The sequence below is a fragment of the Zobellia sp. B3R18 genome, from assembly GCF_018860715.1.
GTDB classification, from domain to species: domain Bacteria; phylum Bacteroidota; class Bacteroidia; order Flavobacteriales; family Flavobacteriaceae; genus Zobellia; species Zobellia russellii.
The window spans coordinates 310,012-327,262 of sequence record NZ_JAHKQG010000013.1 but is presented as its reverse complement, the minus strand read 5'-3'; the positions used below and the strand labels follow the sequence as shown (position 1 = coordinate 327,262).

Genomic DNA, 17,251 nt, shown 5'->3' with positions numbered 1-17,251 from the left:
GGTGTCCGTTTTTTAATTTATTATTTAATTAAGATTTATCTATAGAGGGTGAAATGCCCTACATACCGTATATCTCTGTCATCATTTTGATTTACTACATACCAGTAATCTCCGGTTGGCAGCTCCTTACCTTCATAGAGTCCGTCCCACTTGCTTACTTGATCAAGTTCGGCAACAACCCTACCATAACGATCATAGATAATAACTTCAATATTAGGGAAGAACTCACGGTTACCCGGTGCCCAGAAATCGTTTTCATTATCCCCATTAGGTGTAAAGAAATTTGGTATCTCTAACATTCCGGTAAACTCAAACGGAATCACCGCTACGGCCTCACATCCATTCTGATCTACCACACGTATTTCCACTTCGCCACTTTCTGTGGTCGTATACAAGCCTTCACTACCGTAAGACACTCCATCAAAAAAGAACTCATACCCTCCAAAACCTCCTTCGGCTGTTGCCGTAATTTCGTTAGGACCGGTCTTTTCGGCAAAAAGTGTTAATGGGTCGTATGCATCTATGGTAAACTCTACAAAATTGGTACATCCGTTTTCATGGTAAATATAAGCTGTATAGTCTCCTGCAGGCAAATCTCCCCAAGAACGTTCCGTAGTAGCCAATGCTGTTATAGCATCAGTTGGGTCAATAGGGTTCAATGCGAACAACAGTTCAGGAATTAAACTCTCTTCTTGCATCTGTACGGAAGCCGTACTGTTAGGAAAAATACCTTCACAACCGTACTGAACTACAGGAGATGCCGTTAAATCAACTCCTATTTCAATAGGTATGAATACATTTGTACTACATCCATTGGCATCTTGCACGAAAGCGATATAACCTTCTCCTCCTATTAGATTATCAAAGTATAAATCATCATTTCTTAGGAAAACCTCCGTTCCGTCCGAATTTGGACCTACCAAACGAGTTTCATAGTATTCCACCGATGTTAACGGATCTACAAAAGGAGTACCTCCCGTAACCGTTAACCTTGCGGTACCATCTTCAAAACCTATACAGGTCTCAGGCGTTGTACTAAAGTCCGCAATTTCCAATTCCGTAGGCTCATCCACTACAATTTCAAAAGTTTGTGGACAACCTTCCGCATCCTGCACCAATACAGTATAGGACGGATTACTAGGTGTGTTTGCAGGTAAATCTGTAAATGTATAAACCGTTGGGTTATCCGAATCACTAAAGAACTCGCTCAAATTAGGTTCTATGGCAAATTGTACCAATCCAACCGTAGGGCTGGTAACATTCATAGTTATTGTACCATCCGTTTCACCATAACAGGTTGTGGGCGTTGAACTATATGCTATAGTTACAGGCTCGGCCGGAGCAATAGAAAATGGCCCTTGTACCACACCACAATTGGCTCTACTGATTACTGAAATCCAATAGTCACCGGCATCCAAGTTTTCGAACGTTCCAAAATCCTGCATTGTTCTATTTTGGTAAGTTGGCAATGTTTCCGCCACAAACGCATCAGTACCTGGGTCTGAATTATAAATTCTGAACTCATAAATACCAGTACCACCATTAGCCACAGCTTCAATTCTACCATCTACCTCATAAGCACATGACACATCAAATGTTGGAGATGTTGGGTCAAGTGTAAGAGGTTCTGCGGCGGTAATTGTAATACCATTGGTCTTACGGGCCAAACAAGAGCTTAGACCACCCACTTTACGAACTTCAAAACGATAAGAGCTTCCTATTACACCTGGTATTCCTGTTTTTACCGGAAGTCCGTTTGCATCTAATTCATCTATAGGCAACCAAGGTCCTCCAGAATTGTTTACGCTATATTCATAGGTTCCCCCTTGTGGATTGTTCACACGTATCATCATAGTTGCACTGTTACCACAGGCCGGCACCGAAGTCTGAATTAACGCAGGGTTAATTGGTGGTGGCGGAATTACCTGTATAGGCGCAGAAACCACTCCGCAATTTAGGGTAGACACTACCTCAACGGCATACCATCCTCCAGGGATTACCCCTGTTGTACCCGTAAACTCAGGATCACTTTGAAAACCGGTCATAGAAACTACATCCGCATTATTATTGCTTCCTAAATGCAACAATCTGTATTGGTATCCTGCACCTGGTACCCCACCAATAGCTCCCGGTGTTGTTGTACCTGGCTCTACCGCAACAATTACAGCATCGTTTCCTGTAGGACATTCCAATTCTCTTGTAATTATAGCTTCTACCTCAATTTGCGGAACAGCGATCAGTTCCAATTCCCTGCTATGGGTACAGCCTTCTATATCTCTTACGGTTACTCGGTAATTTCCACTAGAAAGGCCTGTGAACGTGTCATTGGTTCCATTAGCAGCAAAAGTTGCATACGCCGGATTTGAATGTGGAGCAAAACCGCTACCCACCGTACTTTCATATTCCAACATATATTCATAAGGTGATGCATCCCAACCTCCTTGGGTCGTAGCTACTATTTCACCTAAATCATCACTACAACCTACGCGACCTATCTCATCCAAAGAAGTTATGGCCAATACAACACTAGGTGTGCTCAGAACAGTAGCGTTACTGAATACATTACAGCCACTTACTGTTTTTCCCTGTTCGCGTATTACCACACGATGGTTACCTCCTTCGATCCCAGTAATAACAGCAGGATTACCATCTACAGCTGTATCTATAGTTCCCGTTGAATTACCTGCTACCGGGGTTCCAAATGCACCTCCTGAGAATCCTGGGTCAGAAGATTCATAAACCCAATACTCGTACACTCCTGTAAATCCGCTAACATTAATTGTCAGCTCTCCGTCAGTAGCCCCAAAACAACCTACTGCTTGTGATTCCGTAATTGAAACTGTTGGAAGTACAGGTTCTGCCACATTATAAGCCGTAATAGGATAGGTACAACCACCTACGTCGTTAATTTGTAAACGATATTCCCCTGCAACCATTGGAAGGTCAAACTCCACAAAGCTACCACTAGGTTGAGATACGCTTGCTACTGGCGAAACAGAGAAACCTTGGTCTTCAATTATGAAATTGGTACTTCCTGTTACATCAATTCGGATACGCTCAGGATTTTCACAATCCATTGGTCTTATTTGAGTAATGGTTGCCGTTACAGTATTTGGCGCTAAAACCGTAACTGAATCGCTATATTCACATCCGTTTGCATCTCTTGCATAAACAGTTATTACTTGGTCCGACCCTGTATCTACTATTTCAAAATCCGGACTAGACTGATAACTATCCGCTAAATTAATTTTATAGCCATAAGGAGCCCCGTTACCTACATTACCACCAACTATACTAGCACTTACTATGGTTGTACTATATTGATTGGACGCAGGGTTACAAACAAGGGTTCCCGATGTTACATCGATTTCAAAAAGAGGCGGTTCATTAATAACTACTTCTTCTCTATCAAAACAATTTCTGTCCGTTACTACTTCTATTACATAGGTTCCTGGTGTTAAACCAGAGAAAGAACCTGAAATATTTGTATTGATACGACCTGTAGTATCCAGACCCGAAGGCATTGCAGCCAGTGTGCTGGAGTATAAGTTGTATTCCTGAATACCGTCTACATCAGTACCCGCAATTAACGAAGCTGAAATGCTACCGTCATTGGCCCCATTACAACTTACATCAGACTCACCTGTTTCATCAATATCAGGACTGGTAGGAGCTGATCTAACTATACCGCTAACAGTAAAACTACAAGGGTTCGTTCCATCTGTAACCTGATTATCAGTTACTTCTACTTGATAATCTCCGGCAGCCATACCTGGGAAAATACCATCATTGTCTGGGTCGACAATGTTCACGGGACTACCAAAAATATCAGTACCAGTTAATGTATAGGTAAAGTCACCACTACCACCATCTGCGGTAATTGTTATTTCTCCATCGGTTTCTTCACAACTTGGCTCGCTAGTAAAATCTCCTGAAGCAGATAATACTTGGAACACTTCTGCCACATCATCAACATCACAACCGTTAGCATCAATGACATTTACGGGATAGGAACCTATATTATTTACCGTAAAAGTGGCTTGAGTAGGTGTACCCGCAACATAAGGAGGAGTTTGACTCTCTCCGTTCAAGGTAAAGGTGGGCGTATCTATATCACCTGGAACCTCTACTGTAATTGTAAAGCCTCCAACAGGAGTTGTAACGTCACATTGGTTATTCACACTTATCGTCGGTGGCGGTAAATCAGGGTTCAACTGTATAACCGCCGCAGAAATCCTATAAGCACAATCATTAGCGTCCTTTACCCATATATCATAATCAATACCAGGAGCCAATGCACCGGGCAAGGCAACTGTAGAAGCTTCGCTAAAATCATCTGAAGGATCACTTGGTGTTGCGGTTCCGTCATTATCCACTGGAGTACCGGCCGGTACATAAGCGTACAGATATGGACTTCCTGTGGCATAAGGCGTACCTCCACTACCCCTAACCGTCAATTGACCTAGGGCATTACAGTTTGCGTTTTCGTTACTAATAATATCAACTCGTGGAGCCAACAAAATAGCTTCACCTTCATCTCCATAGGAACAATCACCGGCGTCTTCAACGGCCACTCCATATCTTCCACCAGAAACAGAAATAGCAGATGCCATAGTGGTTAATGAGGTACCTGAATCCGTATAAACAACTTCGCCAGTATCAAGATTGGTAATAACCACGTCAAACGGAGCAGTACCTGAAGTAATGTTGTAATTTACCCCAACATCACCGTTTCTACAAGTAGCATTATCTACCACTATATTAACATTGCCCCCTGGGCCATCCGGTAAAGTAATTACCTCTTCATAGGTACAACCAGTTCCCAAATCACGCACCTCAACCGTATAGGATACTCCCCATAACAAATTGTTGAAACAGTGGTTTGCAGGCGGATTACTTGGTGTGGTCCATCCCACTAAAGGATCCGGATCCGCCAAGCGTATCTCATAACTACCCGATCCATTTAGGATATCAACACAAACTGTAGTTCCTCCTGGGCTACAAGTTGCTGGTGGCGGTGGATAGTTAGGAATAATGTCCAAACTTAAAGTACCTATAGTAAACGCTTCAATATCCCTACATCCTCTAGAGTCCAAAACAATTAACTGATAATTACCCGGAACAAGACTAGGATCCGTTACCGCTAAAGGAAAATCAGAATCCGATACGTTGTTTTGTGTATAGAAAGGGTTTCCAAAATTATCTTCAATTATAACTGTATAGTTCTCTACACCGGCAGTAGGCAAACCTATAGTTACCCCTCCAGAAAGTGCTCCGGGCGAACCTGGTGAACAAGTAGCATCAATTGGTGTTGCCGTGACATCCGGAGACGGACGACCATCAGCAGCTACAGTTATAGGAACTACGGCCGTGACACAATTTCTGGCATCTTTAACCACATACTCGTAATTACCGGCAGTTAACCCTGAATATATAGTTTGATCCGAAAAAACATAGTTTAAGGTTGGATCAGGGTTACTAGGGTTAGCTGTTAGATTACCTGCGGGTGCAAAGACCACTTCAAATGGAGGAATACCGGATGATACCGTTGGTATAATCTCTACAAAACCACTGTTAGCGTCACCACAACTGGGGCCCTCTATTCTATGCGTGGCAGCAATATTTGTAGGTTCCTCAAAAGTTATAATTTCCGAAGTATTCGTACATCCATTAGAGTCTGTAACCGTTACTTGATAATCTCCATGATCTCCAAAAGGAACTGTATAGTTAAAATTCCCAGAAGGCAACTGTACCCCATTATGCCCTGCAACAGGTGCAAATGGATTAGGACTTACATCTCTATACTCAATAGTATAGGATGTGGCTCCCAAATTAGAAATATCACCACCAGATATGTCAATTTCCATTTCTCCATCGCCACCACAAGGTATTTCACTGGCTATATCCAGACTTACTTGAACCTGCGGAGGTATCCTAATTGAGGACGTAGAAGCAATACAACCGTTACCATCTACTACCTCAATGGTATAATTACCAGGAACCAAGCCTGTAAATGTATGCGTACCCGCTGTACCTGGAGTTATTAACGCTCCTCCATTAATTCTATACTGGTGCGTACCAATCAAAGCGGAACCTGCCGTTGAGGATACTGTAATTTCAGCATTATTTGTAGGTGAATAACAATAATCCGCTGAATCAAATGTAATTGCGGGTGCATCTACACTGGTAAGTGTAAATGTCGTTGAAGCCCTACAGCCCTCAGAATCTATAACGGTTAAGGTATAAGTTCCCTCCTCTGTTAAATTACCGAACGTTCGCCCCGTTTTAGGACCTTGTGTTCTTCCATCGGAAGGCGGCCATTCTAATTCATAACGATATCCGCCAAATCCACCTGTGGCATCTGCACGAACTCTACCCACATTGTTATTCTGGCAGCTCATATCAGTTACTGTTGGAGTAATACTCAATGGTGTTGCCGCTTCTTCTATATCAAAAGAGGTAGTAGAAGTACAGTTCGTATCATTGTCCGTTACAGTAATTTCATAGGTACCTGCACCTAAACCAGAAATGGGAATTTCCAAATCAGTACTTGTCCCTGTGGAAATTACCGCTGCGGTAGGAGCAGTTCTATTTACCGTATAATCGTAATCCGTAGCAAAACCGTCTATTAAAAACGCACCATTACCATCCGTTGCACTAGGGCAAACACGTCTATCTCCTCCGGATTTTACACGAGCTCTAATAGTACTGAACCCACCTGTAGTATAACTTGCCGTATAGGTACAGCCACTTGCGTCCGTTATTTCAAATTGATAGGATGTATCTAAATCCAAACCTGGAAAAACATTACTAGCCTGTGCAGGCGGTAATGTGGTTGCCGGGATAGATGAAATAATTTCATATTGTGTAACCGTATAAGTTGCCGGTAACACATCTACCGTAACCCTACTCGTTCCTGTAGCACAATCAAGGTTATCTTGAGCAAAGGTAATTGATCCCGGAGGAGTTGGCTCCGTAATGTCAATTGGTGATAATGCCTGAAAACACCCTGCATCATCTTTTATATAAGGTATATAATTTCCTGGTGTTAACCCTGTAAAAGTTGTTCCTGATTGGTAGTTAACATTGTCTATACTATATTCATAACCTGTACCGGAACCTCCGCTTGCTGGCGCAAACTCAATTATCCCTCCTCCGTTAACACATGTATAATCTTGCGTCATAGAAGCAGAACCACTAAGCCCACCTGCAGATGTAACCGTAACAGCTGGTAATGACAATACACAAGTAAATGCTCCTTGTGAATACTGAACTTCAACTATACTATATGTTCCATCGGCTACGGGTATTGTAGAAGAACTTGTAAAGGGGTCCCCTGCATTGTTAGTAGCTCTAAATTCCAGGTTAAATCCTCTGGGGTCGGTTACGTTAAAATCTACTTTTCCACCTCCATTGGTACAGGTTCCCACAATATCGGATGCTGTAACATCTGGTGGGTCTAATTCTGCCACATATTCAGATTTTTCCGCAGTACACCCTTGATCGTCAGTAATATAAAAAGTATAAGTACCGGGACTGGTTACCGTATATGCACTTGTACCTGTAAATGTCCCTCCTGAATCACCTCCATCACTAACAGTATAGCTATACGTACCTGAACCTCCAGAAGGGGTTACATCTATATCTACACTAGAAATTGTAGAACAGCCAAAACTCATTCCGTTAGTATCAGTAACTACTGTTATTGGACTTAAGCCTGTACCTACTGTAATAGGATTTCCACTTGTATCCGTATATTGGATTGGGGCAGGTATTCCATTTGGAATATCTTCCTTACAATCATTGGTCTCTACTTTAACCGCATATGTACCTTCACTAACGGCTCCAAACGTATAAGTGTTGCTAGATATAGTTGATGTAAATTCTATCTCTGCCCCACTATCATCCAATAAAGTATACACATATGGTCCCGGAACTTCAGGGTTTACAGTAACATCAATAGAACCTGTTTCTCCACTACATACTGGATTAGTAAAGGTTACATCTATTTCTATATCTACTTGTCTAATTTCAATAACATCATATAGATACTCACAAACCTCACCTGGAATGTTCAATCTAGCCTGTACGGTATAAAATCCTGGGTCTAAGTTCGAAAAAATAGAAGATGACTGGTAAGGACCGAAACCGCTAGACCCTTCTTGAATTCTAAACTGATAACTATTTGGAAGCCCGGTAATTTCTATCCTACCTGGATTATTACAAACAAAATCTTTCTTTTGGTAGGTCTGAGTAATAGTACTTTTCTTAACCTTGAAAAAGTACTGCTGCCCATCTGCAACAACACGAAATTCCGCACCTGTAGTGGCCGGAATAGTACTTGCATCTAAATTAAATGTTGGTCCCGAATGGACTTCCGTATAACAGGATATATTTGTATCCGGACAATCTTGGTTTATATTAGGACTACAACTACCCCCCAAAACTTGCCAAGAGACCGTACTATAGGATCCCGATAGGGAAACAACCCTGTCATCAGAATCACCACAGAGATTAAATCGTGCTACGGTAAAACCATTGGCGGTACACCCAACTTCGTTATCGGCACCTTGAATGATTGTTGAGAACATTGGCGCGGCAGCTGCTGTCTTGGCCGTTGTACTATTCTTTAGTGACTCAGCTGAAATTGACTTGGCCATAGAGGTGGCCTCGCTTTTTTCGGAAACCACTTCTTTTACGGCAGAGGCTACTTCAGCATAAATGTTGAAAACCTTCTTACCGGCAATAGCAGAAGTACAGACTACTGAAAAGGTCGTTAACAGTAGAGCGTATAGAATACGCTGTGTTTTTTTTGGGAGCATAGGTTAAGTCATTTAAGAAAGAAAATGAGCGATTTGGGGTGCATCACTTTCTCTCGGGTAATTCTTTTAAACTTATAAATTCTCGTTACCTTTAACCGTAACGGGATACCTTAATAATATCATTTAACGTAAAATTATGCGAAATAGTGTACTATCTATAGCCATTGCCGCCATAACGCTTAGTTATTCTTGCGCACAAGACTCTGAAAACAAGGCAAATACCCCCAATAACACACCCTACACCGCAGAGCTAATGATCGATGAACTGCAAACTCCATGGGGTATGGTATTTTTAGCAGAAAATGAACTCTTGATAACTGAAAAATCCGGTGAAATTATCCACTTTAAAAATGGAACAAAAACAGCAATAAAAAATGTTCCCGAAGTTTACGTTAGAGGACAAGGGGGGCTTTTGGATATTGAACTACATCCCGATTATAAAAACACAGGCTGGATCTATCTTTCCTATGCTTCCGAAGAAGGTGATGAAAAAGGAGGTCATACTGCCTTGATCCGGTGTAAACTAAATAACAACTCCTTAACTAACAAAGAGTTTCTGTACAAGGCTTCTCCCAATACAACTAAGGGTCAACATTTTGGATCCCGCATTGAGTTTGACAATGATGGTTACCTCTATTTGTCCATAGGTGAACGCGGCGCAAGAGATGTGAACCCACAGGATATTACACGGGATGGAGGTAAAATATACCGATTTCATGATGACGGTCAAATACCAAAAGACAATCCGTTTACAGGAAAGGAAGGGGCAAAAACTGCAATATACAGCTACGGACACCGAAATCCACAAGGACTGGCAAAACATCCGGAAACTGGAGAAATTTGGGAAAACGAACATGGCCCACGAGGGGGCGATGAAATCAATATTATCAAGGCTGGTGCCAATTACGGGTGGCCGCTTGTAACTTATGGCATAAATTATAGCGGTACATCCATTACAGATAAAACCGAAATGGAGGGTATGACCCAACCTATTCATTACTGGGTACCTAGTATTGCTCCTAGCGGTATGGCTTTTGTAACAACGGACAAGTACAAAGATTGGAAAGGTAGTATATTGGTAGGTTCTTTAAAGTTTCAGTATATGGAGCGTCTTATAATGGATGGAACCAAAGTTATAGGTCGTGAAAAACTATTGACGGATTTAGGACGAGTGAGAGACATAAAAGAAGGACCAGACGGGTTAATTTATGTGGCCGTTGAAGGAAAAGGAATCTATAAATTAGTACCTAAAGCGTAAACGTAAATCGCGTCCAGAACCGTGAAAAATTCTCAAGCATGAAAACCTTTTGTTGCTTCCTCTATTTTTTGATTTTCATAGGGTATTTTACTCAAGCCCAAGAAACAGAACTCTCCAAAAGTATGTTACGGGGTAGCGAAATCTATGCAGACCTTTGTGTTACATGTCATTTAGAAGAAGGCGAAGGCATTTCCAATACCTTTCCGCCATTGGCAAAATCCGATTATCTGGCCCAAAACCGACAAGCAAGTATCCGAGGTGTTAAATTTGGGCAACAGGGTGAAATGACCGTAAACGGAGTAAACTACAATAACATCATGCCCCCAATGGGCCTTGACGATGAAGAAATTGCGGATGTTATGAACTATATTCTAAATTCCTGGGGCAACACCTCCAAAGAAATGGTTACTGTAAAGGAAGTTGAAGCTATTGAAAAGTAAATTTAAGCTCCCGCATCAATAGCAGCTTTTACAGACCCGTGTTTTTTAAGCAATTCCTCGGCCTTATCATAATCAATTCCTAAACCTTCCGAAACATAACGAGCTCCACGGTCTACCAATTTGCTATTGCTCAACTGCATGTTCACCATTTTGTTTCCTTTCACCCTACCAATCTTAATCATTAGGGCGGTGGAAATCATATTAAGTGCCAGTTTTTGCGAGGTTCCACTTTTCATTCGGGTGCTTCCGGTTAGGAATTCAGGGCCTACGTTCAATTCTATAGGAATATCCGATGCTACGGCCAATGGAGAACCCGGGTTATTAGTTATCCCAGCGGTAAGAAGTCCGTTTTTCTTTGCTTCGTCTATACCTCCCAGAACGTAAGGAGTAGTTCCAGAGGCCGCAATCCCCACTACTACGTCGTTATCCGTAATATTATGCTCCTTCATGTCTTTCCAAGCCTGTATTCCGTCATCCTCGGCATTCTCTACAGCTTTTCGTATCGCAACATCCCCACCGGCAATTAAACCTATTACCCTAGTGTGTGGCATTCCAAAAGTGGGCGGTATTTCGGAGGCATCCAAAATCCCCAATCTACCACTAGTTCCCGCTCCAATATAAAATAGGCGCCCTCCTTTTTCAAAACGCTCTGCCAAAGCATCTACCAATTTGGTTATCTGTGGAATAACGGCTGCAACGGCATCCGCCACCTTTTGGTCTTCTTCATTTATCTTTTGAAGAAGAGTGGTGGTATCCATCTGCTCTAAGTTATCGTGGTTTGATGGTTTTTCGGTTATTTTGGTATACTCCATACTACTTACAGAATTCTAATATCGTGATTTCTAAATGAGTTCAAAAGGTCGTTCTCTGGGTCTAACTCGGTTACTAACGTATTAATTGCATTTATATCGCAAGTTTTATACCTATGTTGGGAATTCAATTTTTCAGAGATAGACAAAAGTACCGTTTTTTTTGAGCATTTTATCACCGCTTTTTTCACTTGTACAATATCCCAATCAAATTCAGTTAGTCCATAATGTGAATCCACATAACCGGTTCCTATAAAACTGAAATCTACTTTTATCTCGGCCAAATTATGAATAGCATTAGCCCCAATAGCTGTTTGCGACTCCCCAGAAACCTGACCGCCTACCAATATGACGGTAATCTTAGGTTTGGTAAGAAGTTCCATAGCCACGGGAAGACTGTGGGTAAAGCATGTTAACTCAATTTCTGTTGGTATTAAATGTGCCAGCTCTAAACAAGTAGTACCGCCATCCAAAAAAATAACGCCTCCTTCTTTTATAAGCGCCAGAGCTTTTTCGGCAATAACCATCTTCTCTTTCTGCTTATAAATATTACTATTTCTTGTATTGTTCGTAGTAAAACCCAAGGAAATGGCTCCACCATGTACGCGGCGCAGCTTATTTTCAGCATCCAACTCCTTAACATCACGTCTTACTGTATCTATAGAAACATCAAGGGTTTCGGCAATATCCGTCAACAAAATTCTATTATGGAGATCTACTTCCCTTAGAATGGTCTGTTGCCGTTCTTCTTTTAACATGGCACTTTATATTAGATTCATCGGCAAAGATAGCAAAATATAAGAATTGCCGTTTTATACTACCTTAAAGTTAAATAATCATTAAAAATGCATAAAACAGCAACTTAAAAAAGCAAAAAACAGCAAATAGAATTTGTTTTGCCTATATTTGCATGATTCAAACTACACACAACAAACACAAAAGAGCTACTTGCATGAAAACAATTTTAGAAAAAAATGGTGCCAACATAAGGTATAGACCTGTTGGCCAATTTGAAGAAACTCGTTTTGAAAAAATTCACAATGTAATTTTTGCAGATTCTAACCAAGCATCTATTAAAGTTGCGGAAGAAATAGCCGCTCTCATTAGAAAAAAGCAAGAAGCCAATAAGAATTGTGTTTTGGGCCTTGCCACAGGTTCATCGCCTATTAAGGTTTATGAGGAGCTTGTACGAATGCACAAGGAAGAAGGCCTTAGTTTCAACAACGTAATTACCTTTAACCTAGACGAATACCTTCCAATGGAAAAAGAGAACCGTCAAAGTTACTGGTATTTTATGCATGAACATCTCTTTAATCATGTAGACATTGCTTCCGAGAACATTCATATTCCGGATGGCACCGTTTCCCCGGAAGAGGTTATTGAATACTGCATTGCCTATGATGACAAAATAAAGAAGAACGGCGGACTAGACTTTCAGCTTTTAGGTATAGGACGAACCGGACATATTGGATTTAACGAACCAGGATCACATTACAACTCGGGCACCCGTGTCATAACCCTAGACCACATTACACTTGTAGATGCAGGTCCTGCATTCTTGGGGATTGACAATGTTCCTAGAAAAGCTATAACTATGGGTATTGCTACGGTTATGAGTGCCAAACGTATTGTACTTTTAGGATGGGGAGAAAACAAAGCCAGCATTATCAAAAAAACGGTTGAGGGCGAAATTTCATCCCAGGTACCGGCCACCTATTTGCAGAACCATAAAAACTGTACGTTTGTTTTGGATACAGGAGCGGGCAGCCAGCTTACAAGGAACAAAACGCCATGGTTGGTAGACGAATCTTTGGATTGGACGGAAAGCTTAACTTCCAAAGCTATTGTTTGGCTTTGCAACGAGACCAAAAAATCTATCCTAAGCTTAACGGATAAAGATTACAATGACAATGGTATGTCCGGCTTGTTGGCCATGAAAGATTCGTACGACCTTAACATTCAAATGTTCAACAAATTACAGCACACTATTACAGGTTGGCCCGGTGGAAAACCCAATGCGGATGATTCCAGCAGACCAGAGCGCGCAGAACCTGCTAAGAAACGAGTTATTATTTTTAGCCCACATCCAGACGATGATGTAATTTCAATGGGCGGTACTTTTGATAGGTTGATAGAGCAAGGCCATGACGTTCACGTGGTATACCAAACTTCAGGAAACATAGCTGTATCGGATACCGATGCCCTCAGATACGCCGAAATTTCAAAACGTATTGCACCATCGGACGAGGCCCAAAAAATTATCGATTCCATAAAAGAGAAAAAAGACAGCAGTTTTGATTCTCTTGAAGTACGAAAACTCAAAGGGAATATTAGAAGAGGAGAGTCCTATGCGGCGGTACGATACCTAGGTTTAGACGATGTCAACGTTCATTTTCTAGACCTTCCGTTCTACGAAACCGGAACCATAAAAAAGAACAACCTTTCCGAGACGGACATACAAATTATGATGGACGTTATTTCTGAAATAAAACCACACCAGATTTTTGCTGCTGGTGATTTGGCCGATCCTCATGGAACACATAAAGTATGTCTTGACGCCGTTTTTGAATCTCTTAGACGCTTAAAATCGGAATCTTTCATGGAAGATTGTTGGTTATGGCTTTACAGAGGTGCTTGGCATGAATGGGATGTTGATGAAATTGAAATGGCGGTACCCATGAGCCCAAGCCAGGTGCTTAAAAAACGATATGCCATTTTCTGCCATCAGTCCCAAAAAGATGGGGTAATGTTTCAAGGTGATGACTCCCGTGAATTTTGGATGCGCGCTGAAGAACGTAACAAAAATACCGCAGAAAGATATCGCGCACTAGGGCTGTCCCACTATGCCGCCATGGAAGCATTTGTTCGTTACAAATTCTAATTTCACAAATCCTAAAGACCTGCTACTACAGCCTAGCAGGTCTTTTTTTTATTGGAATTCGTCAATTTTAATCCCTACAAACAAATTCTGGGAATGGTTTTTATGAAAAAACATGGCAGTTCCACACATAGGCTTTCCAAAATACCCCTAAAAAACAGTAGCTTTAAACCACTGTAAAGTTTTAAGCTACACATTTTATTTCATGATAGAAAAAGATAAAGGAGCATGGGTCTGGGTACCCATTCTATATTTTACCCAAGGATTGCCATACGTTTTGGTCGTAAGCGTATCCGTCATAATGTACAAACAATTGGGCGTAAGTAATGAAGATATAGGTCTTTACACTAGCCTTCTCTACTTACCTTGGGTCTTAAAACCGCTTTGGAGCCCGTTTGTTGACCTTAAAAGCACCAAACGAAAATGGTTCTTGGCTATGCAACTAGTAATAGCCCTAGCACTTTTTGGAGTGGCCCTTACAATTCCTACCAGCCTTTTCCTGACCACTACCCTAGCCTGTTTTTGGATGGCCGCGTTTGCTTCCGCTACCAATGATATTGCTTCGGATGGATATTATATGCTAGGTCTTACCGAGAAAAAACAATCCTTTTTTGTAGGTATGCGCAGTACATTCTACAGACTTGCCATGGTTACGGGAGAAGGACTTATTGTAGTCATGGCCGGATTCTTGGAAAATAAATACGGAGACAACACCAAAGCTTGGAGTGTTACCATGACCGCTGCGGCGTTCCTTATGTTAATACTTACGGTATCCAACTTTTTTGCGGCCCCAAAATATGAATCTGCGCAAACGGCAATTAAAAATAAACCTAAAGGCTTTTTTGAGGTGTTCGCTTCTTTCTTTAAGAAACCTGGAATAGGTATTGCCTTAGCTTTTATTCTTACCTACCGCCTTGGAGAGTCGCAATTGGTTAAAATGGCCGCACCTTTCTTATTGGATAGCCCGGATAAAGGAGGTTTAGGCTATTCAACGGAACAATTGGGAACTATATTTGGTACAGCAGGAGTAATTTTTCTTTCTATTGGAGGTATTTTAGGTGGTATTTTAATTTCAAAAGATGGACTCAAGAAATGGATGCTCCCTATGGTCATTTCACTAAACCTGCCCAACGTGCTTTATGCCGTTTTGGCCATGACCAAAACCACCAGTATATATGCCGTAACGGCTACGGTTGTGTTGGAAAAATTCGGGTATGGGTTTGGTTTTGCCGCATTCTTAATGTACCTCATCTACATTTCCGAAGGCAAGTCAAAAACCTCTCACTATGCTATTGCCACGGGCTTTATGGCCCTAGGTATGATGCTTCCTGGCATGATAAGCGGTTTTATGCAACAGTGGTTAGGATATGGCGGATTCTTCATCTGGGTGGTCATTGCCGCTCTTCCCGCCCTATTTCTAGTGAACTTTATTAAATACCCGGCAGATTTCGGGAAAAAATCTACCAAATTAGATGCTTAAGATTTTACCGTACACCCAAATTACCAAAACACTAAGTTTAGCCGAAAAAGTAGGGCAATTATTTATGCCTGCGGCTTTTATAAACGATACCGAAGAGGAAATCCAACGGTTAGAAAAACTTATAGAAGAACAACATATTGGGTCCTTGTGCTTTTTCCACAGTAGGGCAAGCGCAGCTACCAATTTTGAAGGAAAGAAGAAAATAGTTTCCAACGAAAAGAGTTTTGAAACTTTACGAAATCTTATTGCCCGTTACCAAAAAGCAGCTAAATACCCTTTATTAATTGCTATTGATGCCGAATGGGGATTGGCCATGCGTATTGAAAACACACCGCAGTACCCATACGCTATTACCCTTGGAGCAATTCCAAATACGTCCGAAACGTTGATTTATGAAGTTGGGAAAAACATTGCAAAAGATTGCAAGGCTGCCGGAATACACTGGAATTTATCTCCATGCATCGATATTAACAACAACCCGAACAATCCGGTTATTGGCTATCGTTCTTTTGGGGAGGATAAAATTCGAGTCACCCAGAAAGCCTTGGCATATATAAACGGTACGCGCTCCGAAGGTGTACTAACCAGCATCAAGCATTTTCCCGGTCATGGAGATACGGCAACGGACTCGCATCTTGGCCTTCCCGTAATCAGCAAAACAAAACAAGGGCTTACGGATAATGAATTGTACCCCTTTCGGGAATTAGTTTTAAAAGGAGTTGATTCAGTTATGGCCGGACATTTATCGGTTCCTGCTTTGGCCAATGGTGCAAGTACCCCTTCAAGTCTTTCCAAAGATATGATTCAGGGAGTTTTAAGAACGGAAATGGGATACGACGGAGTTGTAATTTCAGATGCTTTAAATATGCATGCCGTATCCAAAAACTACCCTACAAAAGGTGAACTGGAGTGGTTGGCCTTTGATGCCGGAAACGATGTACTTTGCTTTGCAGAGCACATTTATGAAGGTAAGGCCGCTATTTTAAAAAATTCATCGGAAACTCAAATAGAGGAAAGTTTCGGCCGTATTTGGAAACTTAAGGAAAAAGCATTTTCATCAGGAAATCCTGATTCGCATTTGACAAATCCTGACGCACTGAACCAAAAAATAGCGGAACAAAGCATCACACTATATAAGGGAAATCAAGTTGATTTAACGGAATTCGCAAAGAACAAATTCTCCGGATTAGAAATAGCATTGAACACTGATAATCATTTTTTTAAGTCGATTTTAAAAAATAAAAAGTTTAGCATTTCAACGAATGAAACCGAACTTGATGTAAGCGATGAAAATATACTTTTGGCACTTTTTCCACCTCATATAAAACCTACCAATAACTTTGGCTTTACCGCCGAAGAACTAGCCTCGATAAACCGAGTTATCAAAACCAAAAACGTAATTCTATATGTCTTTGGAAACCCCTACATACTCAACCATATAAACGTAGAAAACGCAAAAGCCGTAATTATTGTTTATCAACACTTAAAGTCGTTTCAAAACGTTGCAGCAAATCATTTTTTAGGTAATTTAGAAGCTCATGGCAAACTTCCAATAACCATTTGA

General features: G+C 41.2%; 8 protein-coding genes. 5 read left to right on the top strand and 3 right to left on the bottom strand.

Annotation, left to right across the window (positions count from 1 at the left end; genetic code table 11):
* Positions 1-35: 35 nt before the first annotated feature.
* Entirely contained in the window at positions 36-8,822 is an 8,787-nt protein-coding gene (locus KO513_RS15975) for a T9SS type B sorting domain-containing protein (RefSeq protein ID WP_215914253.1), read from the bottom strand.
* A 136-nt stretch (positions 8,823-8,958) separates the two neighbouring features.
* Here KO513_RS15975 and KO513_RS15970 point away from each other — a divergent pair, with 136 nt between their 5' ends.
* Together KO513_RS15970 and KO513_RS15965 are read left to right on the top strand one after the other, a co-directional pair.
* A complete protein-coding gene (locus KO513_RS15970; RefSeq protein WP_215914252.1) occupies positions 8,959-10,080 on the top strand; it encodes a PQQ-dependent sugar dehydrogenase in 1,122 nt (373 codons plus the stop codon).
* A gap of 38 nt (positions 10,081-10,118) precedes the next feature.
* Complete coding sequence (locus tag KO513_RS15965) at positions 10,119-10,520, top strand: c-type cytochrome (RefSeq protein ID WP_252735886.1); 402 nt, start codon at positions 10,119-10,121, stop codon at positions 10,518-10,520.
* A gap of 2 nt (positions 10,521-10,522) precedes the next feature.
* On the opposite strand, the gene murQ is transcribed toward KO513_RS15965, so the two are convergent.
* On the bottom strand, positions 10,523-11,332 hold the full coding sequence (gene murQ / locus KO513_RS15960) for an N-acetylmuramic acid 6-phosphate etherase (RefSeq protein ID WP_215914251.1): 810 nt from the start codon (positions 11,330-11,332) through the stop codon (positions 10,523-10,525).
* Positions 11,333-11,337: 5 nt separating this feature from the next.
* Positions 11,338-12,087 carry a DeoR/GlpR family DNA-binding transcription regulator gene (locus KO513_RS15955; RefSeq protein WP_215914250.1) on the bottom strand — a complete coding sequence of 250 codons (750 nt, stop codon included), beginning with the start codon at positions 12,085-12,087 and terminating at the stop codon, positions 11,338-11,340.
* A 194-nt stretch (positions 12,088-12,281) separates the two neighbouring features.
* Here KO513_RS15955 and nagB point away from each other — a divergent pair, with 194 nt between their 5' ends.
* The 3 genes from nagB (at position 12,282) to KO513_RS15940 (ending at position 17,251) form a co-directional block, all read left to right on the top strand.
* Positions 12,282-14,210, top strand: coding sequence for a glucosamine-6-phosphate deaminase (nagB, locus tag KO513_RS15950; RefSeq protein WP_215914249.1), 1,929 nt, complete (start codon positions 12,282-12,284; stop codon positions 14,208-14,210).
* 202 nt (positions 14,211-14,412) lie between these two features.
* Positions 14,413-15,687, top strand: a complete 1,275-nt coding sequence (locus KO513_RS15945; RefSeq protein ID WP_215914248.1) for an MFS transporter — start codon at positions 14,413-14,415, stop codon at positions 15,685-15,687.
* A complete protein-coding gene (locus KO513_RS15940) occupies positions 15,680-17,251 on the top strand; it encodes a glycoside hydrolase family 3 protein (protein ID WP_215914247.1) in 1,572 nt (523 codons plus the stop codon). The genes KO513_RS15945 and KO513_RS15940 overlap by 8 nt, the downstream gene beginning before the upstream one ends.